General features: G+C 45.0%; 20 protein-coding genes, 1 tRNA gene and 1 pseudogene. 11 read left to right on the top strand and 11 right to left on the bottom strand.

The window, feature by feature from the left end; all coding sequences use genetic code 11:
• Positions 1-246 precede the first annotated feature (246 nt).
• Together M5J74_RS26325 and M5J74_RS26320 are read left to right on the top strand one after the other, a co-directional pair.
• Positions 247-1,185: an ABC transporter ATP-binding protein gene (locus tag M5J74_RS26325; RefSeq protein ID WP_041462657.1), complete on the top strand. Its 939-nt coding sequence runs from the start codon at positions 247-249 to the stop codon at positions 1,183-1,185.
• Complete coding sequence (locus tag M5J74_RS26320; RefSeq protein WP_106168361.1) at positions 1,182-1,961, top strand: ABC transporter permease; 780 nt, start codon at positions 1,182-1,184, stop codon at positions 1,959-1,961. Before M5J74_RS26325 ends, M5J74_RS26320 begins: the two co-directional genes overlap by 4 nt.
• 57 nt (positions 1,962-2,018) lie before the next feature.
• Here the strand turns inward: M5J74_RS26320 and M5J74_RS26315 are convergent.
• From M5J74_RS26315 to purE, 4 genes and pseudogenes are all read right to left on the bottom strand, one after another.
• A tRNA-Pro gene (locus M5J74_RS26315) sits at positions 2,019-2,092 on the bottom strand.
• A 679-nt stretch (positions 2,093-2,771) separates the two neighbouring features.
• Positions 2,772-3,155, bottom strand: a pseudogene (locus M5J74_RS26310) (ammonia channel protein); the annotation flags it as partial.
• Positions 3,156-3,538: 383 nt separating this feature from the next.
• Entirely contained in the window at positions 3,539-5,098 is a 1,560-nt protein-coding gene (locus M5J74_RS26305; protein ID WP_051033315.1) for an ammonium transporter, read from the bottom strand.
• 904 nt (positions 5,099-6,002) lie between these two features.
• On the bottom strand, positions 6,003-6,521 hold the full coding sequence (gene purE, locus M5J74_RS26300) for a 5-(carboxyamino)imidazole ribonucleotide mutase (RefSeq protein WP_015157406.1): 519 nt from the start codon (positions 6,519-6,521) through the stop codon (positions 6,003-6,005).
• 137 nt (positions 6,522-6,658) lie between these two features.
• Here purE and nagA point away from each other — a divergent pair, with 137 nt between their 5' ends.
• The 5 genes from nagA (at position 6,659) to M5J74_RS26275 (ending at position 11,354) form a co-directional block, all read left to right on the top strand.
• Positions 6,659-7,828 (top strand): N-acetylglucosamine-6-phosphate deacetylase, encoded by a 1,170-nt coding sequence (gene nagA / locus M5J74_RS26295; RefSeq protein ID WP_371934088.1) that lies wholly within the window; start codon positions 6,659-6,661, stop codon positions 7,826-7,828.
• Positions 7,829-7,878: 50 nt separating this feature from the next.
• A complete protein-coding gene (gene bchM / locus M5J74_RS26290) occupies positions 7,879-8,571 on the top strand; it encodes a magnesium protoporphyrin IX methyltransferase (protein ID WP_015157408.1) in 693 nt (230 codons plus the stop codon).
• 89 nt (positions 8,572-8,660) lie between these two features.
• Positions 8,661-9,044 carry a DUF423 domain-containing protein gene (locus M5J74_RS26285; protein WP_015157409.1) on the top strand — a complete coding sequence of 128 codons (384 nt, stop codon included), beginning with the start codon at positions 8,661-8,663 and terminating at the stop codon, positions 9,042-9,044.
• A 232-nt stretch (positions 9,045-9,276) separates the two neighbouring features.
• Positions 9,277-9,732 (top strand): orange carotenoid protein N-terminal domain-containing protein, encoded by a 456-nt coding sequence (locus M5J74_RS26280; protein ID WP_015157410.1) that lies wholly within the window; start codon positions 9,277-9,279, stop codon positions 9,730-9,732.
• Positions 9,733-9,875: 143 nt separating this feature from the next.
• Positions 9,876-11,354 (top strand): CoA-acylating methylmalonate-semialdehyde dehydrogenase, encoded by a 1,479-nt coding sequence (locus tag M5J74_RS26275; protein ID WP_015157411.1) that lies wholly within the window; start codon positions 9,876-9,878, stop codon positions 11,352-11,354.
• 274 nt (positions 11,355-11,628) lie between these two features.
• Here M5J74_RS26275 and petE read toward each other — a convergent pair whose 3' ends face one another.
• Positions 11,629-12,048 carry a plastocyanin gene (gene petE, locus M5J74_RS26270; protein WP_015157412.1) on the bottom strand — a complete coding sequence of 140 codons (420 nt, stop codon included), beginning with the start codon at positions 12,046-12,048 and terminating at the stop codon, positions 11,629-11,631.
• Positions 12,049-12,527: 479 nt separating this feature from the next.
• On the opposite strand from petE, the gene M5J74_RS26265 reads away from it, so the two are divergent.
• The gene (locus tag M5J74_RS26265; RefSeq protein WP_106218046.1) at positions 12,528-13,052 is read left to right on the top strand and encodes a TIGR02281 family clan AA aspartic protease; all 525 of its coding nucleotides are present in this window, start codon (positions 12,528-12,530) and stop codon (positions 13,050-13,052) included.
• Here the strand turns inward: M5J74_RS26265 and M5J74_RS26260 are convergent.
• Positions 13,040-14,614 (bottom strand): bifunctional pantoate--beta-alanine ligase/(d)CMP kinase, encoded by a 1,575-nt coding sequence (locus M5J74_RS26260; RefSeq protein ID WP_371934087.1) that lies wholly within the window; start codon positions 14,612-14,614, stop codon positions 13,040-13,042. The genes M5J74_RS26265 and M5J74_RS26260 overlap by 13 nt on opposite strands.
• A 218-nt stretch (positions 14,615-14,832) precedes the next feature.
• A complete protein-coding gene (locus tag M5J74_RS26255) occupies positions 14,833-15,891 on the bottom strand; it encodes a septal ring lytic transglycosylase RlpA family protein (RefSeq protein WP_106217682.1) in 1,059 nt (352 codons plus the stop codon).
• A gap of 484 nt (positions 15,892-16,375) precedes the next feature.
• Here M5J74_RS26255 and purM point away from each other — a divergent pair, with 484 nt between their 5' ends.
• Both purM and M5J74_RS26245 read left to right on the top strand, forming a co-directional pair.
• Positions 16,376-17,407, top strand: a complete 1,032-nt coding sequence (gene purM, locus M5J74_RS26250) for a phosphoribosylformylglycinamidine cyclo-ligase (RefSeq protein WP_015157415.1) — start codon at positions 16,376-16,378, stop codon at positions 17,405-17,407.
• Positions 17,408-17,575: 168 nt separating this feature from the next.
• Positions 17,576-18,835 carry an MFS transporter gene (locus tag M5J74_RS26245; protein ID WP_106217681.1) on the top strand — a complete coding sequence of 420 codons (1,260 nt, stop codon included), beginning with the start codon at positions 17,576-17,578 and terminating at the stop codon, positions 18,833-18,835.
• 29 nt (positions 18,836-18,864) lie between these two features.
• Here the strand turns inward: M5J74_RS26245 and M5J74_RS26240 are convergent, their stop codons facing one another.
• Together M5J74_RS26240 and M5J74_RS26235 are read right to left on the bottom strand one after the other, a co-directional pair.
• The gene (locus M5J74_RS26240) at positions 18,865-19,137 is read right to left on the bottom strand and encodes a hypothetical protein (RefSeq protein WP_015157417.1); all 273 of its coding nucleotides are present in this window, start codon (positions 19,135-19,137) and stop codon (positions 18,865-18,867) included.
• Entirely contained in the window at positions 19,134-19,319 is a 186-nt protein-coding gene (locus M5J74_RS26235) for a hypothetical protein (protein ID WP_015157418.1), read from the bottom strand. Before M5J74_RS26235 ends, M5J74_RS26240 begins: the two co-directional genes overlap by 4 nt.
• Before the next feature lie 142 nt (positions 19,320-19,461).
• Here M5J74_RS26235 and M5J74_RS26230 point away from each other — a divergent pair, with 142 nt between their 5' ends.
• The gene (locus M5J74_RS26230; RefSeq protein WP_250014151.1) at positions 19,462-21,213 is read left to right on the top strand and encodes an ABC transporter ATP-binding protein; all 1,752 of its coding nucleotides are present in this window, start codon (positions 19,462-19,464) and stop codon (positions 21,211-21,213) included.
• 7 nt (positions 21,214-21,220) lie between these two features.
• Here M5J74_RS26230 and M5J74_RS26225 read toward each other — a convergent pair whose 3' ends face one another.
• Together M5J74_RS26225 and M5J74_RS26220 are read right to left on the bottom strand one after the other, a co-directional pair.
• The gene (locus tag M5J74_RS26225; protein WP_106166514.1) at positions 21,221-21,415 is read right to left on the bottom strand and encodes a hypothetical protein; all 195 of its coding nucleotides are present in this window, start codon (positions 21,413-21,415) and stop codon (positions 21,221-21,223) included.
• 129 nt (positions 21,416-21,544) lie between these two features.
• Positions 21,545-23,056, bottom strand: coding sequence for an HlyD family efflux transporter periplasmic adaptor subunit (locus M5J74_RS26220; protein ID WP_250014149.1), 1,512 nt, complete (start codon positions 23,054-23,056; stop codon positions 21,545-21,547).
• Between the last annotated feature and the right edge of the window lie 19 nt (positions 23,057-23,075).

Genomic DNA, 23,075 nt, shown 5'->3' with positions numbered 1-23,075 from the left:
AGCGCACGAGCGCACGAGCAGAGGGAGAATTTAATTCCTAATTCCGACTTCTGACTCCTGACTCTTGACTCCTGACTCCTGACTCCTGTTTGCTGACAACTGACAGAAAATTCTACCATTAGTTAGAATCATCTTCCCTGCTAGACATACAATAATCCCCTGCTATACTACAATGTATTACAAAGGAGTTAGCACGATTTGTTCGAGCTATCTGCCAACAACAGCCCTAAGTCAGCACCACAATCTATGACTAGCATTGCTAGATCGTCACAAACTGAAGCGGTAGCGCTCGCAGCCTACGACCTGTGGAAATCCTATCGCGATCGCCCAGTCGTACAGGGAGTCAACTTCACCCTCAATCCAGGAGAGATTTTAGGCTTGCTCGGTCCCAACGGTGCGGGAAAAACGACGATTGTGAGAATGCTTTATGGTTCTGTCAGACCCGATCGCGGCTTCGTCCAGTTAGGGCAAAATAAAATTCAGTTGCAGGGACGAGCAGCTAGAGCAAAAATGGGAATTGTCACCCAAGAAGACAATCTCGACCCTGACTTTACAGTTTGGGAAAATTTAACTTATTTCGCCCACCACTATAGAATTACTGGAGCGGCAGCACGTCAACGTGCCGGGGAATTGTTGGCTCTGGTAGGATTAGAAGACCGTGGCAGTTCCCTGGTTGACGAACTTTCAGGTGGGATGAAGCGGCGGTTGGTGCTAGCACGCGCTTTGATTAACCATCCTCAAGTCGTATTTCTCGACGAGCCGACAACAGGACTCGACCCAAATGCACGACAAGATTTTTGGCGTTTGGTACTGCAATTAAAACAAAACGGTTGTGGGGTACTGTTGACAACTCATTATATGGATGAAGCGCAACGGCTGTGCGATCGCTTGTTGTTACTCCAGCAGGGCAAAATTCTCGATCGCGGCACGCCCGCAGAGTTAATCGAACGTACAGTAGGTTTAGAAGTGGCGGAAATTATCGGGATTCCTGAATCTACGATTCAACAGCTTGCCCAACAAGCAGGTACTTGGTATCACCCATTTGGCAATAGCTATTTACTTGGGCTACCAGCAGATCCCCAATTTTGGCAGCAGATCCATACCATAACACCAACTCCGCCCATTCGTCGTCCCACTAATCTTGAAGATGTTTTCTTACGACTGACAGGAACAGCACTGGCATGAAACGGATTTCAGTTACGGCTTGGGGTATATATTCTGTCTGGCGTCGTCATGCCAAGGTGTATCAAAAAACTTGGTTAGTTAACAGTTTGCCACCATTATCCGAGCCTTTAATCTATTTAATTGCCTTCGGCTACGGTTTAACCCCTCTGATTGGCGATGTAACTTATCAAGGGCAAACCGTTAGCTACTTACAATTTATTGCCCCCGGCATGATTGCAGTAGGAGTACTCTTTCAATCTTTTTTTGAAGGTTCTTTCGGTAGTTTCATCCGTTTGAGTTACCAAAAAACATGGCAAGCACTACTCACCGCACCTCTGAGTTTTACTGAAGTCTTCTTAGGCGATTGGTTGTGGGCAACGACGAAAGGCTCGATTGCAGGAATACTGACCGGTCTAGTTGCAATGAGTTTAGGGCTATACTCGGGTTGGCATTTGCTAGGATCTCTACCTTTAATTATCTTGGGTAGTATGCTATTTGGTGCGCTAGGGCTGTTTACTGCGGGTACGGTGCGGACTGTCGATCAAATTAACGTGCCGATCTTCTTATTTGTTGTCCCCATGTTTACCATTTGTGGGACATACTTCCCGCGCAATACTCTCCCACCAGTGTTGGGTTATGTTGCTAATATCTTACCCTTATCAGCACTAGTTGACCTGCTGCGTTGGTCGCTGGGTTTGCCTCAATTCTGGTATTTACAGGTTGTGTGGTTACTCTTGTGGTTGAGCGTTTTTACCGTATTAGCTTGGCGACAGATTTATCCGCAGTTAATTCAATAGTTGAACTGAACCATCTCAGAATAATTCTAGCGATCGCACCAGATTGCATTGATAAAATCGGGATGACTGGATTCGAACCAGCGGCCCCTTCGTCCCGAACGAAGTGCGCTACCAAGCTGCGCTACATCCCGCGATCGTTTTGAGTCATTAGACGAACTCAACCTCAAAGCATTGTAACATACCTGTCTACCTGCTGAAATTTCGCTTTTGGGTCAGACAGGGGATGAGGTACATAGATCTGTAGGGGCGCACAGCTGTGCGCCCCTACGCATGTATTACACCTGCATGGAAAACGCTATAGAATTTCAATGTTTCTGTAAAGTTTGAAATTTTATATATCAAGCAGTATATGGATCGGCTAAAATGAGTAAAAGTTTTCACAGAGAGAACAGCTTACTGTTTGCGCGATGAAATAGCAAGAATGGCTCTCAGGAAAACTTGATTATACATATCTTTCTACGCGAGAAACCGAGAAGAAATCGCCTGAGCTTTTTGGCTCAGGCAACTTATAACCTGGTCCACTTCTTCAGACTACTTCACGCTAATTTAGATCGATAACAGTAAATTTCCCTAAAACCGATAGAGTAGTTACTAATAAAATCAGTATAAATATGGTAGCTATCTGATTTGTCAAGATTTTCCCAGCCCTTCAACGCACAATTCATTGAGTTCGTGCAGATTTTGTACAGCAAAAAACAGGGATATAGCATGACTAAATCCCTATTAGTAGCTCAGGCAAAGCTAGACTGAACTGTGATGCTAACTCAATCGAAACACGAGAAAGATTCAATCTGCGCTCTGAATAATTTGTCACTTTGGCTCGGTAAATGACAGTCGTTCGCCAAACTCTTCATTGTAGCCTTCTTCACCGTGTTCGCTAATATCCATACCTTGAAGTTCTGCTTCTGGTTTGAGTCGCAGTCCTACAGTAATATCCAAAATTTTCATTAAGATAAAAGTCCCGATCGCGGCGATCGCGTAAGCAATTAAAACTGCAACAATTTGAACGATAAACTGGTTGAAATTTCCCCGTAACAAACCATCTTTACCAGCTGAATTAACTTCCGTAGTAGCGAAGATACCCGTGAGAATTGCGCCCACTGTTCCGCCCACACCATGTACGGGAAAAGTATCGAGGGAATCGTCAAATTGCAACTTTGCTTTAAAAGTAACGGCATAGAAGCAGACTAAAGCAGCCGACATCAGCATAAATGCCGTATCTGCTGCGGTTTGCGCGTTGGCGATCGCTGCATTTGCGTCACTCGGTGCAGCAATTGCCTGCCCCGCAAGTGAGAATATTAGCCCCAAGACAATGGCGATCGCGAGCGAAACTTTTTGCAACACTGATTTTTCCTTAGACTTCCAACAGTTGTAAAACAATTTCATCTATGCCGCGTGGATACCATTCCATCAATATCTAAGCCACGATTCTGTGTTCAGAAATACATTTTACCTGCTGTCATCCCCCTTGCGATAGAGCGATAAAAAACCTGCTGTCAGTTTCAATTGGATTGAAACTGACAGCAGGCTATTTTTACTTAACTAGCTACGAACTAGAAAAAGTTTAGTTAAAAAGCCTAGTAAGGATTGCTGGATACATCGCCAGCTCGCTTACCCATATTAGTAGCACTAGTATCAGCAAACCCAGTCACATCAGTTTCTTTGAGAAAGCCACTGTATGCTTCCATACCATGTTCGCCAATATCCAAGCCTTCAAATTCCTCTTCGGCAGTCACGCGAATTCCCAAAGTTGCTTTCAGCGCTAGCCAAAAGATAGTAGATAACAGGACAGTCATACCACCAACGGTGATGATACCGATGAACTGCGCCCATAGTTGTGAGAAACCACCACCGAGCAGCAATCCTCTCGCAGGTCCCAATCCGTCTTCATACAAGTTCAGCGCTCCACCTGGACCTTCAGCAAATAAACCTACGCACAGAGTCCCGAATATACCGCAGACAAGGTGAACGGAGGTTGCACCTACAGGGTCATCAATTTTGATTTTGTCGAAGAAGGTAACGGAGAAAACAACGATGATACCAGCAATTAGACCAATTACCGCCGACCAAGGCACGCTAACAAAAGCACAAGGAGCAGTAATTGCTACCAAACCCGCCAGAATCCCGTTGATAATCATGGACAAGTCAGGTTTACCTAAGTAAAGCCAAGCAACAATAGTAGCAGCGATACCACCCATAGAACCAGCTAGGTTAGTCGTGACTGCAATATGAGCAATACTGGGGCTGACTGCCATCGTAGAACCAGGGTTGAAACCAAACCAGCCCAACCACAGAATTAAACAGCCTAGAGTGGCAATACTCATGTTATGCCCGGGCATGGCGACTGAAGTGCCATTTTGGTATTTACCGATCCTGGGTCCTAAGAACGCCGCACCCATCAAAGCCGCCCAACCACCTACAGAGTGGACTACAGTGGAACCAGCAAAGTCCCAGAATCCAGCTTTTGCCAACCAACCGCCACCCCAAATCCAGTGACCTGTAATTGGGTACGCAACCCCGACTAACAATACGCTAAAGATTAAGAAGTCAACAAACTTGATCCGTTCCGCTACAGCACCCGAAACAATCGTAGCAGCAGTACCAGCGAATACAAGTTGGAACAAGAACTTGGCAAGCAAGGGTACTCCTGCCCAGTTGAGCGCACCAAACACGCCTTTGTATGCATCTGCCGTTGCCGGACTGTTATCTGCTCCCGCTAAGAACCAGCCCGTCGTACCAACGAAGGGATTGCCATCGCCGAACATTAAACCAAATCCAATTGCCCAAAACGCCACGGTAGAAAGGGCAAATACGATTAGGTTTTTTGACAAGACGTTAACAGCGTTTTTCTGACGGCAAAAGCCAGTTTCCAACATCCCGAAACCAGCATTCATAAAAAACACTAAAAAAGCAGCAATACACACCCAAAGAGTATCTATTCCTACCTTGAGATTTTGTAATTCCTCCGCTACTTTATCTTGACTTGCAGGTGCGGCATCTTGGGCAACTGCGGCATAACCCCACGCCAGCACAATAACTACTGTTAGGGGAATGCAAGCCTGCCAAGAAGGAGACAATCGCTTCACCGCTAACTTTAGCTGCGTGAATAGAGATGTATGCTGAGATAAACGCTTCATTCCAGCAGCAGGTAGCCGCTTTCTATTTATTCTGCGTTTATTTTTGGGTCTTAGTTTTAACATCATCACTTGTAACTATCCTCAAGCGGGCAAAAACTCTATAAAGTGGCTGATTAGCTACCAATTCTCGATTCAGAAGCGGCTATATTTAAACTCAATAACCAGATGCTGTCGATCTCGTGGTGTTTTTTCAGTTGTAAGCTAACTACCACAAAACTTGGCGCTACTCATTGCTGTAGGTTTAAATCTACAAAAAAGTATGTATACACCAGTAGGGGCAGATTGAAGTTAACACTTTTACCCGTGAAAACCATTAGCTTGTTGTGTATTAGAATTAAGATTTTGTATTTTTTCTATTTTTGATTCTGTATCATTAGTTACATTAAATCAAGATTTCCTGACAAATCTAAATACAGCAAAATACAGCCCAGAAAATTCAAACAATGCAACTAGGGCAAAAGTATTGCCAGTAAAGGGATTGAGTCAAACTGAGTGCTTGAACTGATGCGCTCTCAGTGACTTGACTTCAGATCGCTCCATCTCCGTCCAACCCTTTAAATTTCAGTATATTTTATTGCATATCGCTAAGTATATTTAGGTAAGCAAGCATTTTGGTTGCACTTACCTTTGCATCATAGACATCACTCGCGCTTAACTAGAATGTCCGTGGTTTCAATTGATAGTTAGCCCTTGTCGATCGCCATAAGTATTGAACAGAGCTAAGAGCTACTCGGATTCAATTTATCGCTTATCTGGCTTAACGTAAAGCAGCGAACAAAAAAAGGATCTTCCTTTGAACGAAATATTACCTGTTGTTCGATACCTGTTATCTGATACCTGTTGTTTGTATGCAGGGCGAGATGACTGTTATTCATGCTTTCAGCACAAACTCGGAGATCGTGAACTACAAATTAGCTATGTATTTTTGATAACCTATCTGTTCTAACTTTGCTTGCTTTTCCATCACAGTATTTGCCAAGCTTTGACGATATTTTTGTACCTTTGTCAATAACTCTGGTTGATGAGCTGCCAAAATTTGTACGGCTAACAAGCCAGCATTTTTCGCATTACCGATCGCCACTGTAGCTACAGGAATCCCCGCAGGCATTTGCACGATTGAATAAAGCGAATCTAGCCCCTGTAAGTGACGGCTAGCTACGGGAACGCCAATCACGGGTAGGGGTGTGAGAGCAGCAACCATACCTGGTAAATGGGCAGCACCACCAGCACCAGCAATAATAACTTTGAGTCCGCGTTGATGAGCAGATTGGGCATACTCTACCATTCGTTCTGGGGTACGGTGGGCAGAAACGATCGCCACTTCTACGGCTAAAGCAAATTCTTCGCAAACTGCGATCGCATCTTGCATTGTCGGCAGATCGGAGTCGCTACCCATAATAATGCCAATTTGGGGTTGAGTCATAAGAGGAGTGAGGAGTGAGGGATGAGGAGTGAGGAATGCATTGGTTCGACCTGGCGAGAAATAGAGAGATAGGGTTAGTTATAAACTAAATTGGCACTGGAATTTAGATAGATTTTTTGGATAAGGGTGACCGCTCGATGACTCATGCAGTAGATATTATCAACGCTCGCGTGCCTGGTTACGCGCAATTGCAGGGAATTCGGATCGATCTACACGGTCAAATTTCCGCAATTGAACCAATGGATCGATTTATTAAAAAAATTCCGCCTGCCGATTTGCAAATTATCAATTTAGCAGCAGATTGGATATCTTTGGGTGGAGTCGATTTGCAGATTAACGGGGCGCTAGGCTTAGCATTTACAGATTTGCAACCGACCGATATCGATAAACTGCAAAAAATCTCTGAATACTGGTGGCAACAAGGCATAGATGCTTATTTACCCACATTAGTGACGACTTCTGTAGAAGATATACAGCGATCGCTAGCTGTTATTGCTAACTATATGCAGCGGCAAACCACATCTCTACCAACTGCCCAAGTTTTAGGAGTCCACCTTGAAGGACCATTTTTAAACCCACAAAAGCGCGGCGCTCATCCAGCAGAATATTTATTACCGCTGACAATTCCATACATTCAGCAACTTTTAGGCGAATACGCTCGTATAGTCAAAGTTATCACCCTTGCCCCAGAATTAGATCCCACGGGCGAAGCCATAACCTATTTGCGTTCTCTCGGTATAACAGTCAGCCTCGGGCATTCGCTTGCCACGGCAACTCAGGCGGAACAAGCCTTTAAACTAGGGGCAACAATGGTGACTCATGCTTTTAATGCCATGCCGGGACTCCACCACAGAGAACCTGGATTGTTAGGTGCTGCCTTGGTACATCCTCATGTGAAATGTGGGTTAATTGCTGACGGACAACATATTTGCCCCACAATGATTCAAGTATTACTTCGCGCTGGCTGTTACGAACGAGGAATCTTTCTTGTCAGCGATGCCTTAGCACCTCTGGGGCTTTCAGACGGTGTTTATCCTTGGGATACGCGGCAAATAGACGTGAAAAACGGTACGGCTAGACTGTTCGATGGTACTTTGACTGGTACGACTCTACCACTACTCGTAGGAGTCCAGAACCTAGTTCGCTGGGATCTTTGTGACGTAGATACAGCGATCGCACTTGCCACCACCGTACCGCGACAGGCGATCGATCTTCCCACAATTCAACTCGGTACTCCCTTTCATCAACTCCTACGCTGGCAGATAAAACCAGACAGCAAAGAACTGACGTGGAAGAGATTGCAGTGACATATAGTGATAAATTTAAGGTTTGTGAACCAAAATAATAACCTATCTATATGACTGCAACAGACGATAAAACGATTGTTAAAGAATATTTCAATACAACGGGATTCGATCGCTGGCGACGGATTTATGGTATTACCAATGACGTTAACAAAGTCCAACTCGATATTCGCAACGGACACCAACAAACTGTAGATACTGTTATTGGTTGGTTGCAAGCAGATGGCAATTTGTCAGAAATATCTATTTGCGATGCAGGATGTGGAGTGGGTAGCCTCAGCATTCCTCTGGCGCAGGCAGGTGCTAGGGTGTACGCTAGCGATCTATCAGAAATGATGGTAGCAGAAGCCAAAGACAAAGCTAGAGCAGAATTGGGAGATTTGGTCAAGAATCTGACTCTGACCGTGCAAGATTTAGAAACACTAAGCGATCGCTATCATACTGTGATTTGTCTTGATGTTTTAATCCATTATCCTCAAGAACAAGTAGAGCAAATGATTTCTCATCTTTGTTCTTTAGCACAGACGCGCATAATTTTGAGCTTTGCCCCAAAAACTTTTGCGCTTAGTTTGCTGAAAAAAGTTGGTAGTTTCTTTCCTGGTGCAAGTAAAGCTACCCGTGCTTATTTACACCCAGCATCAACAGTCATCAAAATTTTAGAAAAAAACGGTTTTTCCGTGCAGCGTCAGGCAATGACAAAGACTCGCTTCTATTTTTCTCGTTTAATAGAAGCAACTCGAAAATGATTTCCAAATCGGAATTAATTATAAAGCCAGCGAGTCCTTGAATTAAGAGATGAAATAATAAGAAAGTCTGGAATATAGGTTATTGGCTGATGGGTCAATTCTTTCTGGCGATCGCTGCTATATTTGGTGGTTTATCTGTTGGTGTAGGAGCCTTTGGCGCTCATGCTCTAAAAGAAAAATTAACTGAGCGATCGCTAGAAATTTTTGAAACTGGTGCTAGATATCAAATGTATCATGCTCTAGCACTTCTATTCGTGGCTTTATTAATTAGAACCAGTGGCGAAGAATTTGCTCAGCCTGCATTAATAGCCGCTGGCTGGAATTTTATGATTGGAATTCTAATTTTTTCCGGCAGTTTGTACGCCTTAAGCTTAACAGGAATTAAGGTCGTCGGTGCAATTACTCCACTAGGAGGAGCAGCTTTTATTGCTGGGTGGGGTGCATTGGCGATCGCTGCCTTAAATAATAAGTAAGTTAAGTAAGTAGTGATAAGTAAGTTAAGTAAGTAGTGAAGAGTGGCGATGAACGCTGGTGGCTAGCTACTCACAAATGATAAATAACAAATTCATCTGTCGTAAGTTGAAATCTCCATATCTGTCTCTAGCAAGGTTAAGTGAGGCGATCGCTGCACTAAAACTATGAGAGAGGTTACAAAAGTTTACCTCGCCAGCTAGCAAGCAGCAATTATTGCAATCGGAGAGTTTTATGACTTACGCGACTGATGAAAGTACAAAGCGATCGCTAGAGCAGTTTAACCGTTATGATGCCGATACCAAACTTGGATTGTTGTGGTTTGGGTATCTCGATCTTAAAGATAAGCTAACACCTGCAAACGAGACTTCCACACAGGATACCGCAGCAGCAGTATTCGATCAATTTGTTGCACTCTCACAAGAAGAACAGCTGCAAGCACAGCGCGATATTGTTAATCGTGCTGACACAGATCTTAGCCGTGCCTACAGTGCTTTGGCTTCTAGTGGCAAATTAGATCTTTGGTTGCGCTTAGCACAAGGAATGGAAGACGGTAGAATTATTGGCGTACCATCTGATTACGAACCACCCGCAGAAACAAATGAGTTTGTAGAGCAAATCAAACAGCTTGAATTTGAGCAGCGGCTTAATTTTATGCGTAGTGCCGTTGTCGAGATGGGTGCTAAATAAGCGATCGCCATTTTCAGAATAATTAAGACAACACGTTAAATCGTAAATAAGCATTGGGGCGCACGGGTAGGGGCGCACATCTGTGCGCCCCTACTTATGTAAAATATGATTTAGCGATCGCAGCTAATAACCAGGTGATGACTATGAGTTCCGCCGCAATTCTCCAAAACTACATTAACGGTGAATGGTGCGACTCTAGTGCAAATGAATATCTAGAAGTCATCAATCCTGCCACAACCGAGTTACTCGCTCAAGTTCCCTTGGGGACATCCGCCGACGTAGATCGAGCCGCTACCGCTGCTGCTAACGCTTTTAGCAGTTGGCGACGCACGCCAGCCACGGAGCGAATCCAATATTTATTTAAACTCAAAGCTCTATTAGACGAAAATTTTGAAGACATCGCTCGGACAATTACTCAAGAATGTGGCAAGACTCTAGAAGAGTCAAAAGGGGAAATGCGTCGAGCAATTGAGAATGTGGAAGTTGCCTGCGGTATCCCAATTTTGATGCAGGGACAGTACTCGGAAGATATTGCTAAAGGAATTGACGAATTTGTCATCCGCCAACCTGTAGGAGTTGCCGCAGTTATTGCACCGTTTAATTTCCCGGGAATGATCCCGTTTTGGTTTTTACCTTATGCGATCGCCTGTGGTAATACATATATCATCAAACCTTCAGAGAAAGTCCCGCTGACAATGCAAAAAGTCATGCACCTGATAGAACAAACGGGACTACCAAAGGGTGTTGTCAATTTGGTTAACGGTGCAAAAGAAGTTGTCGATGCGATTTTAGATTCTCCAGTGATTCGGGCGATTAGTTTTGTCGGTTCTACACCTGTGGCTCGATACGTATACAGTCGTGCCACTGCTAACGGCAAACGCGCCCAATGTCAAGGAGGGGCAAAAAACCCAATCATCGTATTGCCAGATGCAGACATAGACATGACTACTCGAATTGTTGCTGATAGCGCTTTCGGTTGTGCGGGACAGCGTTGCTTGGCGGCTTCGTTAGCGGTGACGGTAGGAGAAGCAGGAAAAACATTTACAGAGGCGATCGCTCAAGCTGCAACTTCTCGCGTTGTCGGTTACGGCTTAGATTCAGGCGTACAGATGGGACCCGTAATTACAGCTGAAAGTCAGTCGAGAATTAAGCACTTAGTAGAGCAAGGCATCGCCGCAGGGGCAAAACCATTAGTAGATGGTCGAGAATCGCTAATTTCTGATTATCCTGATGGTTATTTTATTAAACCGACAATTTTACAAGATATCGATCCAGCAGGTGCGATCGCCCGTACTGAAATTTTTGGTCCCGTTTTAGGACTGATTCACCTCGACAGCATAGAAGCGGCGATTCAGTTTATCAACAGCGGTCAGTATGGTAACATGGCTTGCCTATTTACCTCCTCTGGTGCAGCCGCACGAAAATTCCGCTACGAAGCAGAAGTTGGTAATATCGGGATTAATATTGGTGTTGCCGCACCGATGGCATTTTTTCCCTTTAGCGGTTGGAAGGAAAGTTTCTTTGGGGACTTGCACGGACAGGGACACCATGCAGTTGAATTTTTTACCCAGACTAAAGTTGTTGTAGAGCGCTGGCGACAAAATTGGTCGAGACAGTTTTGAAAAAGTCAAAAGTTAAAAGTCAAAAGTCAAAATAATATCGCCTTATACGTACGCTAATATCTTAACAACCCAGAACTATTTAGACCTGGTGGCAGTGTCATTTTTGTAGTTCTTATGCTAAGTTCTTTTTCATTTTGAGCGACTTTAAACAATTTTGCGAACGGTTCATAGTTTAAATGCCTCGAAAGTCATTGGTGGTGACTCTCTGAGGCATTTGGCTTGTTATACGATATATAGATGGCTCGGTTATTCCCAGTAGGATGTAGCTATCTTTCTAGCTAGCAACCGTAACTTTACCAATCATTCCAGCACCACGATGAGGTTCGCAGTAGAAGGTGTAGTCCCCAGCAGGAGCATCAGCGGGAATAGTGGTTGAAACTGATTGACCTGGGGTCATCAGTAGTTGCTTGTGGGACAGAGATTTTGCCAGATCCGCACTCTTGTTAGGAGTGCCAGCTGTATCGAAAACAACGTTGTGGGGAGGCACTTTGTTGTTTACAAACTCAATGGTGTCCCCTGGCTTTACAGTCAGCTTGGATGGCTCAAACGCCAGCATCCCTTTATCTGTACCTAACTTAACTTGAAAAGTTTCAGCAGCGGCAGGGGCAGAAAAGAATGCAAAGCTACTAGCAACCAAAACAATGGTTAAAACAGCTAAACCCAAGCGCCGCAAAGTTGCAGCAAATAGTTTCATGACCTTCTCCAAACAGGTTTGACAATTCGTCATACTTAATTTTATCAACTATGGATGTTAATTCTTCATTCTCTTTCTGGCTAATTTATTCTCACTCTCACGACATAGGCTTAAAAGCAGCAGGCAGCAGTCGGAAGTAACCCATAACTGGTTGCTGTGAGGCGGTTGCTGTGAGGCGATCGCCTCTGCTTTTAGCCTCAATAGGTGAAACCCGAAGCCACAGCTTTTAATAAATCTGTAATATCTTCATAATCCGACTAGCAGGATCACGGAAGAATTCCCAAAATTTTAAGCTTATTTTAATAAATAGAGATGCGCTCCTAGAACTATAAGTAGCTACTGCTAATTACAATTCAGCCGCACCGGATAAATTTGGTGATGTTCAATAGCTGCTACCCAGTCATTTGTGCTTCATCTTTACCAAATGACCAATGACAAATTTATTGTCAGCTTTATCTAAAATTTCTATTTGACCATATATGAAACAATTACTGAGGCTGTTTCTTCCCCTTGCTGGAATAGCTCTATTTCAGACAACCGCGATCGCTCAAGAAGCAGATGGATGTTTTATGCTTGACTCTGCCGGACAGACAATTGACTTATCTACTGTTTGCGGTCTACCAAAAAAAAATTCGGCTCACGCTAGCGAATTTCAAGCAAAAATCAAGCGTCGTGAAAGTGGAATACCAGTTATTGACGTAACTTTTAACGGTCAGCAAAAATTTGAGATGCTTTTAGATACTGGGGCTTCTCAAACCACAATCACGACGGAGATGGCACAAGCGTTAGGAGTCGTTCCAATTGGTACGCACAAAGCACAAATTGCCAATGGCGATATAGTAGAATTCCCCATTGGACAGGTAGCTTCAATGAGTGTCGGCAAGGCTATAGTTCGCGAACCAAAAGTTTCGATTACTGAAGGAGATCCACTATTGGGACAGAACTTCTTTGAAGATTATGACGTAACGATTAGGCGAGATGTAGTGGAATTTCAGCCGCGTTGATCGGTTCTCGCAAAAACTTGGTCGTACTGCGAGACAATTTCTGCAATGACTTGAGTAATACTCTTGCCATCAGTAATAATCTCAACTGCCCCAGCAGCTTTTTTTAATGGCGCAACCTCGCGATTGCTATCCTGCCAATCTCGCGCGGCAATATCCCGTTCTAGTTGTTCCAAGCTCACCTGTGGCTGTCCCTGAGCTAAAAAGTCTTGCTGCCGCCGTTTAGCTCTTTCTTGCACGGAAGCCGTCAAGAAAATTTTCAGGTCGGCATCGGGAAAAACCTGCGTGCCGATGTCTCGTCCTTCCGCCACCAAGCCGCCTTTTTGTCCCCACTGCTGCTGTTGCTTGACTAAAACGTGTCGCACTTCTGGAATTGCCGCGATCGCAGATACATTTGCCGTTACTTCCAAACTGCGAATCGCTGAAGTCACTTCGCGATTGTTAATCCAAACTCTTACGGGTTGCGCTGCATCTAGGCTAGCAGCCAGTTGAATTTCGCACCGATTTGCTAATTCCGCGATCGCACACCGATCCGTAACTGAAATTCCCGACTCTAAAACCAACCACGTTAAGGCGCGGTACATAGCTCCCGTATCGAGGTAGACTAACCCCAACTCCCGCGCTACCGACCGCGATACAGTTGATTTGCCGACTCCTGCCGGACCATCAATGGCGACAATCGGCTGGCGATCGCGCAAAATTATATTGTCGATTAACCGCGTCGTTCCTACTCGTGCGGCAACCGCGATCGTGCCTGCTTCCTCTACTCTATTCACTGGTCGTAACGTATCAGGATGTACTAACTCCAGATACTCTACTGCCACTCCCTTAGCCAGCGCAAGTACTTGCTCTACAGTTGTTAATAAAGTTTGGCGATCGCGCTTTCCAGCGATAAAAGCTGCTTGAGCGTGCTGCAAACCGCGATATATATATGATGCTCGTTCTCTTTGTTCTGGGGTTAAATACTGATTGCGAGAACTCATTGCCAACCCCGATGCTTCCCGCACTGTAGGACAGCCGACAATCTCGACTGGTAAACTTAAATCTCGCACTAACCGCCGAATAATGGCTAACTGCTGTCCGTCTTTCTGACCAAAATACGCTCGGCTCGGCTGGACAATATTTAACAATTTAGTCACGATCGTCGCCACACCCTGAAAATGCCCTGGACGCGATTCACCGCACAATACTGAGGTCATTTCTGGGGTGGAATAATTTGGGTGAGTTGGTAGTTGGTAGTTGGTAGTTGGTAATTGGTAATTACTCCCTTGTCTCCCTTGTCTCCCTTGTCTCCCCCTCTCCCTTGTCTCCCTTGTCTCCCCCTCTCCCTTGTCTCCCTTTACTCTCTCCCCAATCCCCAGATCCTCGGCAGTGGGAGCAAAGATAATGTCAACGCCTGCTTGCTCGCAGAGTTGGCGATCGCTTTCTAGCTGACGCGGGTATTGTTGATAATCTTCTGTGGGACCGAATTGCAGCGGGTTGACAAAAATGCTGACCGCCACAATGTCATTTTCCTGCCGCGCCCGTTGCATCAAGCTTAAATGTCCGGCGTGTAAAGCACCCATCGTCGGAACTAAACCGACGGTAATCTCAGCTGAAGCGGCTAGATTTCGCTTAGCTTCTGCTTTCAACACGCTTAAGTAACAGCGTAATGCTGCAACTGTTGCAAACAGACGCACCAATACCCCCTCTGTTTTAGTCTCAACCCGACTCTATTGTAGAGCAGATCGGAAGAGGGGTGTGGGGTGAGGAGGAGCCAGCGCGCTGGCTCCTCCTCGCTCCCCTATCTTCCCAAGATTTCAACTCGCACGGGGGCAACACCCGAACTAGCTATGCCGAGGACGCGGGCGGCGGCGGCGGAGAGGTCGATAATGCGACCGCCAATGTAGGGACCGCGATCGTTGATGCGGACTACAATTGAGCGACCCGTTCCCGTGTGGGTGACTCGTACCCGCGTCCCGAAGGGTAAGCTTTTGTGGGCAGCAGTAAGGGCATTTTGGTTGTAAGTTTCGCCGTTAGCCGTGCGATTGCCGTGGAAACCAGGACCGTACCAAGAGGCAACTCCATTCAGGACGGCACGCACTGGTGCGAAAGCTATATTTTGTGGCTGCGATCGCTTGGGTTCTGGCATTCCTGCCACTTCTTTGAGGGGCGGAGCATTCCCTAAGAGTCGCCGCAAGCGGTTAGTGGCTTGTAATGCCTCGTCTGATAGTTTTTTCTTATTCTGCTCTGGTAGTCTGGTATCCGCATCAACTGCTACTAGTTTTCTGCCGTCGATGGCAATCTCATAGCGTTCTGATGCTTTTTGAGCATTAGATTTGCCAGTGTCTTTCCATTTGACTGTAATTTTGCTGGCATCGACACCATCTGCACTTATTTGGTTGAGTCTAGCTGCTACTGCTGCTGCCTGCCAAATGGGGGCATTATTCGCTGAAGTTGGTTCGATGCTGGGTAACTTGCCTGTTGTTGCTACTTGGGTTGTTTTGTCAGCAGCATTTTCGGCACTCTGGGTTTGTCCGACTTTGGTAGTTTTTGCTGCTTGTTTGTCGCCTAAAAACGTCAGTACGGGTATGTTACGCACGTACAGCGTCACTGCTTGGCGATCGCCCCTTTCGTGGGGTTGGATTCTGGCGACCGTGGCTTCTTTAGCTTTAGATTCGCCTCTGGACTGGGTTTCGCCTACTTTCTCAACATTCTGCGGTTGAGCCTGCACTGCTGAGGAGATCTCCTGTCTGTTATCTCTTGAAGAATCTGCATTCAGCGATTCTGCATAACATGACAGGGGTACGCCTACGGCAGTAGTAAGCAGAGCAACGGTTGTTAATAAAATTTGCTTTTTCATGCTTCCGTTGTGAATTGCACTCCTCGACTTCGGCAAGAGTTACGCGGGGACACCACTGAATGGTCTCAAACTGACCCACTAACTCGTACTCATTACGCTTTTATGTTGAAGTTTCAACTGCAACAGACTACCACGAAGTTTTTGCATTGAGGATCGGTAATGTCAAGGGGAAATTGTTAATTTTAATAAAAAGTTTTTGTAAAGCAAAGCATAAAACCTTTACAGAGAGGCAAAATCAGCTTTTCTGTCTCTCTAACCAAATAAATTATTTTTTAATAAAATTAATATTACTTAAAATACTTAAAAAAGAGTAAAAGTAAATAAATATTGGTTTAAAACTTAACTTTTTAGCTATAAAGTGATATTTAAACAGGCGATCGCCCTCAAGCAACACGTAGAATGCTAATGCTGTCGCGCAGCAAAATTAAGATAAAATGCTGATGCGTGAAGCGGAGCTATCTGCCGCATTGAGGAAACTGGCAGCATGGATTATCGAGCAGCAGGGGTTAATGTTGAAGCTGGTAGAGCATTTGTTGAAGGCATTCGCCAGCTCGTGCATCGCACCCATCGCCCAGAAGTGATTGGGGGATTGGGAGGTTTCGGAGGTTATTTTCAACTCCCTAGCGGTTACACGGAGCCAGTTTTAGTCTCTGGGACAGATGGAGTCGGCACAAAATTGAAACTTTCTCACGCGCTCAACCGTCACGACACGGTAGGAATTGATTTAGTGGCGATGTGCGTGAATGATGTACTGACTTCTGGGGCAGAACCGCTGTTTTTCTTGGATTATTTAGCAACGGGAAAGCTCAACTCGGAGCAACTGACACAGGTAGTTAGCGGCATCAGTTTGGGATGTCAAAAGGCGGGGTGTGCGCTGTTGGGGGGTGAAACCGCTGAAATGCCTGGTTTTTATCAGGTAGGAGAGTACGATCTAGCGGGTTTTTGTGTTGGAATTGTGGATAAGAGCAAGTTACTCGATGGTTCTAGGGTACAAATAGGCGATGTGGCGATCGCGCTTGCCAGTCAAGGTGTCCACAGTAACGGTTACAGCTTGGTGCGGAAAATTGTTGAGGTGGGGGGATATGCTTGGAGCGATCGCCCAGAAGAGTTTTCCGGTCAAAGTTTGGGAGAAGTTTTTTTAACACCAACGCGGATTTATGTCAAGCCCGTATTGGGCGCGATCGCATCTGGGATCGAAATTCATGCAATGGCACATATTACGGGTGGGGGAATACCGGAAAATTTACCCCGTTGCTTGGATAAGGGACAATCGATTCGCGTGGATGCGAACAGTTGGACAATTCCCCCAGTATTTCAGTGGCTGGCGAAAGTTGGTGGAGTCAGTCAGAAGGAGATGTTCAATACTTTTAATATGGGGATTGGCTACGTGGCGATCGTTCCTCCCCAAGCTGTAGAAGAGACGCTGCGGTGGTTTGACTCTCAAGATGTCGAAGCGTTTGCAATTGGAGAGGTTATTGCTGGTAGTGGAACCGTTGAGGGTATACCTAAAGACTGAAATTCTCAAGGTAGAAAAGCAAGTGATGGTAACATAATTGTCATGAAACTTTAACTTTTGTGACAATCATTGCTCTGCCAATTTTTGGCTTTGGCTCTCCAAGCTAGATACTAAGTTTTTAGCATCTAGACATTTAGAGTGGGCAGTGAGTTGAAATACTCAAAACCCATGTCAAACCGCAAAGAACATCTTGAGCATTTACCTCACGCTGAAGCAGTCGATCGCACGATTCGTTTAAAGCAGCATAACCGCCTATTTGCCTTACTCTCGCTGGCGGCGGGTCTAATTTTTCTGCAAGGATATACGATCGCTCCCCTGATTCCGCGTTTGGCGGAAGTCTTTAACGTTCCAGTTCAAGAAATTGGCATTATCGTTCCAGCCTATATGCTGGCTTACGCGCTGATGGCATTGTTCTACGGCGTGCTGTCAGATCGATTTGGCAGATGGTCGGTGATTCGCATCTCGCTCATCATTTTTGTCATCTGCACGGCTTTGACTGCAACAGCTCAAACAGCTTCGCAAATGGTAATTTGGCGACTGCTGACAGGACTGGGAGCTAGTGGAGTAATTCCACTCACGTTTGCCTTAATTGGCGATTTGTTTCCATTCAACCAACGAGGTAGCAAATTAGGGCTGGTTTTCGCAGCTATGGAAGGGGGAATGGCAGCGGGTTCTGCGGGTGGCGCGATTCTCGAACCGTTTATTGGGTGGCGATCGCTATTTATCGGGACGGCTGTTTTCGCTGCTTTCGTCCTTTGGCGGCTGCATCTTTACGGCGCTTTATTCGATACAGCCAAAGTAGAAAAATTACCGACGATTCGCCAGATATTTAGAGGCTATAGCCAGATCTTAAGCAGTTTTCGCGGCAAACGGACTTATGCCTATGTTTTATGGAACGGCATCTACCACTCTGGCGTGTATACCTGGCTGGGGTTGTACTTGTCGCAACGCTACAACATGGATGCATTGAGCATTGGTCTGACTATTCTCGGCTATGGTATTCCTGGGTTGCTGCTCAGTTCTCTAATTGGTCGAGCCGTGGATCGTTGGGGACGGCGTTGGTTGGTTCCAGCAGGATTAATTATGGCAGCCTTAGCGGGAATTGCAATGATTTTTGAGATTCCCCCGATTGGAACGACGATCGCAGTGCTTATCTTATCTTTGGGGTACGACCTGACGCAACCTTTATTTGTGGGTATCGTGACTGACTTGGGAGATAGCAATAGTTTAGGTCAAACAATGGGACTGAAAGTATTTGTCTTGTTTACGGGATTTGGTATTGGCAGCTTAATATTCGGAGAATTGTTACGGTTTGGATTTGGAGTATCGCTGGCTGTATTTGGTGGCATTCAGTTGATTAGCGGCGCGATCGCAATTAAGCTATTCTGGCAGGAAGTCCCATATCGGTTGCGATCGAAATCGCCTTAGTGCTGAAAAACGCTCAATCTGTTGATTATTCATGGCAGATTTTCATTTTTTGCTTCAAGTACAGGTACTTTCCAAACCCGTCCTTGACAGTGAACTTCATCAGCAATTACACGAGTACCAGCTAGCAGTCGCATTAATTTTACTAACTCTTCCCTTTCTGTTGCCGTGAGAAAATCTTCACCAGGAAGACCGCTATGAGTGCCTTTTGGTTCGCCTCCTGCTGCTAAATAACGCTGATGAGATATGTCCAGCAGTTCTTTAACTCGTGCGTACTGCTGTTTTTCTGTTTCTGTAGATTTCATGACTCTAAAAACCATGTAATAGGAACGATTTCACCATTTGGTAGCAAAAAAGCGATTGGTAACACGGAATTAGGCGTTTCAATTATCCAAAAGCCTTGTTCTGGATCGTAAACCCTTCTTTGTAGTAGCTCTAGCGTTTCCAGGGCGTTCAGAATGAGATATTGGGCTTCAGTAGGTTCCACTATGATTTTATACTGGCTGACAGATTGCTTCTAGGGATTTTACACTGTGAAGCCGCTTGCTTAGTCCAACTTCCCCCAACAGCCAGAAGACAACTATAACTGCAATAATTCTAGAATCAGCAAAGTCCTTCATGCGGCGGTCATGGCTCAACGTTCTCGCTTTTCTAAACTCCTCAATTACCTGCGTCCCCACTGGAAACAAGTTCTCATAGGGGTTGTGGCTTTATTTGTAGTTAACGCCGTCGGAGTATACATTCCACTATTAATTCGCGACATTATCGAGCGCCTTCAGGGAGAATTTAGGTTCGACCAAGTCTTACAGTTTGTCGGATTGATAATTGTTTTGAGTTCTGTCATGTGGGTAATCCGCATGGTATCGCGGATTGCCCTGTTTGGTGCAGGACGACAAGTCGAATTTGACTTGAAACAAAAGCTATTTCAACATCTTTTGAAGCTGGAACCTACCTATTTCAACACAAATACAGCGGGAGATTTGATCAACCGCGCTACAAGTGATGTCGAAAATATTCGGCGATTGGTAGGTTTTGCAGTACTGAGTATTGTCAACACGATCTTTGCTTATGCGTTGACGCTACCTTTCATGTTACAAATTAATGTCGAACTGACTCTTGCGGCTGTAGCAATTTATCCAGTGATGTTGGTGGTGGTACAGTTATTTAGCGATCGCCTCCGTAACGAACAAGCAGAAGTCCAAGAAGAACTATCTGACATTAGCGAATTAATTCAAGAAGATATGAGCGGGATGGCATTAATTAAAATCTACGCTCAAGAAACAAACGAACGCCTAGCTTTTCGGCAAAATAATTCCAGGTTATTAGGGGCAAATTTAAAACTCGCCAAAACTCGTAATACTTTGTTTCCCCTAGTTGGAGGTTTTTCTTACGTTAGTCTGCTCTTATTATTGTGGTTTGGAGCGGGAAAAATTGCAAATAACAGTTTAGGTGTTGGTGATTTTATAGCACTCATACTTTATGTCGAAAGACTCGTTTTTCCCACCGCTTTACTTGGGTTTACCATTACAGCTTATCAAAGAGGAGAAGTCAGTATCGATCGCGTAGAATCTGTTCTGGCAGTCAAACCTCAGATTTACGATAAACCTGACGCGATTTCATTAGCAAAAGAAGAAATAAAAGGAAAGTTAACAGCACGCAATTTGAGCTATACATATGCTGGTTCTGGTACACCATCATTACAAAATGTCAGCTTTTCTATTCAGCCAGGGGAGACAGTCGCAATTGTAGGACCAATTGGTTCGGGAAAATCAACTTTAGCCAATGCTTTACCTCATCTTTTAGAAATTGACCCAGGACAATTATTTTTAGATGGGCAAGATATTACTCAAATTACATTGAAAGATTTACGTCGCGCGATCGCCTACGTACCACAAGATAGTTTTCTCTTCAGTACCACAATTAAAAATAATATTCGATATGGCGATCCGCTCGCAGAACAATCTGATGTAGAATACTGCGCCAAGCAAGCTCAAATTCATCCTGAAATTCTCAATTTTCCACAGCAATACGAAACAATTGTGGGCGAACGAGGGATTACCCTTTCCGGTGGACAAAGACAGCGTACAGCGCTTGCTAGAGCTTTGCTTGTAGATGCTCCGGTACTAATTTTAGACGATGCCTTATCTAGCGTTGACAATCAGACTGCAACAGCGATTTTAGATAATCTTTCCACAGGAACCGATCGCAAAACTGTGATATTTATCTCTCATCAACTATCAGCTGCGGCTACTACCGATCGGATTTTGGTGATGGATCGGGGTGCGATCGTCCAATCTGGCACGCATGAAGAACTAGTTCAACAACCAGGGTTATACCAAAATTTGTGGAACCAGCACCAATTACAAGAGATTTTGCAGTAAACCGGAACTAGTTGTAGTAGAACGCGCCAAAAGCAAGTGCAATGACGATGGGGATAATAATTGGTAGAGCAACTATCAATCCCCATTTACCAAAACGAATTTCTTGACCGTCAGATTTTAGCAGTGCAATTACACCCGCAGTTCCCATCAGAACCCAGATACAACCAAAGACGATAAAAATAATAAATTGAGAGTCTTCCATTTCATTAGACCGCTTGCGGACTAAACTCAATTAATCTGATAAACATCAATTTAGTATCAATGAGAATAAAGGGTAACTCAACAATAGGATAGTTTAATGCTAACAATAAGTTTAAAACATGACTTCTGGTCACAAATCTGCAATTAGCCTTGCCTTCCTGAGAAAGAATTGGAGTACAGTCTCTTCTCTAGAAATAATATCGACTCTACCCTCCATTCCTAACTGGATAGAACACTGGCGATCGCCCCGAACTAAAGAAAGACTTTCTGGCTCAACCGTGACTTCGTAGAAACTAGGAAGAGCAGTCGCTGTTTGACTGGTAGTCGTTGTAGAGGTTGCCGTAGAAGCACCATTTCCTTGAGGCACAACGGCATCTGGGGAAATTGCCTTCACCCTACCCTTGAGAGTGCCGTAGTCTGTATAAGAACAGGCAGAAACCCGCATTTGTACGTCTTGACCTTCATTCAACTTATTTTTTTCCTGAGGCGCGATCGCTGCCTTAATGACCAAGGGTGCATTAGTTGGCACAATTTGGGCAATTTCCTCACCAGAAATTACAGTTTGACCAGGATTGCGCAAGTTCAGCTTGGAAATAATACCGTCAGATGTAGCGGTAATGTTAGTCTGTCCTAGCTCGAATTTTACTTGTTGGAGTTCGCTTTTGTCGCGCTCTAGCTGTTTTTGAATTTCAATTTGTTGTCCGATCAGGGCATCGCGTTCTTTGTTTAATGTAGCAATACTACCTTTTCCTGAAGCTTTTTCTTGAGCGATACGCGATTCGGCGATCGCGACTTCTGCCTGACTGGGATTCAGGGAAGTTTGGGCGCGTTGCTGTTTAGCATGGGCTGCTGTAACTGCTTCTTGTAGCCCCTCGATCGCTTGTTCTTGCGTCTGGACTGCCGCTCTTTGCGCCTCAACTGCCTGTTGTTGTTGGTCAACAGCTAGTTGTGCTTCCTCAAACTGATCCCGAGACAGCGCTCCTACTTTAGCGACACTCTCATATCGGTTTCGCTTTGCTTGAGCTGCTTTGAAGCCAGCGATCGCCGCTCTGAAATTCGCCTGAGTCACGCCTAATTGTGCCTGAGCTTTTTGTAATTCCTCCCGAGCTATCCTAACGTTTGCAGAAGCTTCTGCAACGTCAGCAACAGCAATAGTTTTCTTGTCTTGATATTCTCGACTGCGACCGCTCAGTTGCGCTTGAGCTGAGGCAACAGCGCGATCGATCCGGTCAGTTTCTGCTTCAATGTGGCTATCGAGAGCGCTAATCTGGGCATTGATTTGAACGAGTTGTAGGCGGCTCTGTCCAATGCTGCTAACTAGTTGACTCTTTTTAGTTTGTAGCTTCGAGTCATCAATTGTGGCGATCGCATCTCCAGTCTTGACAACTTGATTCTCTCTAACAGAAATCCGCATCACCGAACCTGCGGTTGCTGCCTGAACGAGCCGCAATTCTCCAGCCGGACGGACGACTGCCTGCGCTTTGACGGTGACTTTATACTTAGCTACTGAGGCAATTGGGACAGCTAACCAGACAACAGCAAGAATTAATAATCCACTTACATTAGTCCAACGACCGAGTGGCGGGAGAAATCCGTTTTCTTGAATTAGAGGTAGAAAGTGAGAATTGGAGCGGCTAGTCATAATAGATCGTTCGTAATTT

Origin of the sequence: Chroococcidiopsis sp. CCNUC1 (genome assembly GCF_023546805.1) — a bacterium.
Lineage (GTDB): Bacteria > Cyanobacteriota > Cyanobacteriia > Cyanobacteriales > Chroococcidiopsidaceae > Chroococcidiopsis > Chroococcidiopsis thermalis.
This window is presented reverse-complemented; position numbering and strand designations above follow the sequence as displayed.

Excerpts from the sequence above, each read along its gene's own strand:
- M5J74_RS26325 (WP_041462657.1), top strand. The coding sequence starts at position 247 with ATGACTAGCATTGCTAGATCGTCACAAACTGAAGCGGTAGCGCTCGCA.
- M5J74_RS26320 (WP_106168361.1), top strand. The coding sequence starts at position 1,182 with ATGAAACGGATTTCAGTTACGGCTTGGGGTATATATTCTGTCTGGCGT.
- M5J74_RS26305 (WP_051033315.1), bottom strand. The coding sequence starts at position 5,098 with ATGAAGCGTTTATCTCAGCATACATCTCTATTCACGCAGCTAAAGTTA.
- purE (WP_015157406.1), bottom strand. The coding sequence starts at position 6,521 with ATGACTCAACCCCAAATTGGCATTATTATGGGTAGCGACTCCGATCTG.
- nagA (WP_371934088.1), top strand. The coding sequence starts at position 6,659 with ATGACTCATGCAGTAGATATTATCAACGCTCGCGTGCCTGGTTACGCG.
- bchM (WP_015157408.1), top strand. The coding sequence starts at position 7,879 with ATGACTGCAACAGACGATAAAACGATTGTTAAAGAATATTTCAATACA.
- M5J74_RS26285 (WP_015157409.1), top strand. The coding sequence starts at position 8,661 with ATGGGTCAATTCTTTCTGGCGATCGCTGCTATATTTGGTGGTTTATCT.
- M5J74_RS26280 (WP_015157410.1), top strand. The coding sequence starts at position 9,277 with ATGACTTACGCGACTGATGAAAGTACAAAGCGATCGCTAGAGCAGTTT.
- M5J74_RS26275 (WP_015157411.1), top strand. The coding sequence starts at position 9,876 with ATGAGTTCCGCCGCAATTCTCCAAAACTACATTAACGGTGAATGGTGC.
- petE (WP_015157412.1), bottom strand. The coding sequence starts at position 12,048 with ATGAAACTATTTGCTGCAACTTTGCGGCGCTTGGGTTTAGCTGTTTTA.
- M5J74_RS26265 (WP_106218046.1), top strand. The coding sequence starts at position 12,528 with ATGAAACAATTACTGAGGCTGTTTCTTCCCCTTGCTGGAATAGCTCTA.
- M5J74_RS26260 (WP_371934087.1), bottom strand. The coding sequence starts at position 14,614 with ATGGGTGCTTTACACGCCGGACATTTAAGCTTGATGCAACGGGCGCGG.
- M5J74_RS26255 (WP_106217682.1), bottom strand. The coding sequence starts at position 15,891 with ATGAAAAAGCAAATTTTATTAACAACCGTTGCTCTGCTTACTACTGCC.
- purM (WP_015157415.1), top strand. The coding sequence starts at position 16,376 with ATGGATTATCGAGCAGCAGGGGTTAATGTTGAAGCTGGTAGAGCATTT.
- M5J74_RS26245 (WP_106217681.1), top strand. The coding sequence starts at position 17,576 with ATGTCAAACCGCAAAGAACATCTTGAGCATTTACCTCACGCTGAAGCA.
- M5J74_RS26240 (WP_015157417.1), bottom strand. The coding sequence starts at position 19,137 with ATGAAATCTACAGAAACAGAAAAACAGCAGTACGCACGAGTTAAAGAA.
- M5J74_RS26230 (WP_250014151.1), top strand. The coding sequence starts at position 19,462 with ATGGCTCAACGTTCTCGCTTTTCTAAACTCCTCAATTACCTGCGTCCC.
- M5J74_RS26225 (WP_106166514.1), bottom strand. The coding sequence starts at position 21,415 with ATGGAAGACTCTCAATTTATTATTTTTATCGTCTTTGGTTGTATCTGG.
- M5J74_RS26220 (WP_250014149.1), bottom strand. The coding sequence starts at position 23,056 with ATGACTAGCCGCTCCAATTCTCACTTTCTACCTCTAATTCAAGAAAAC.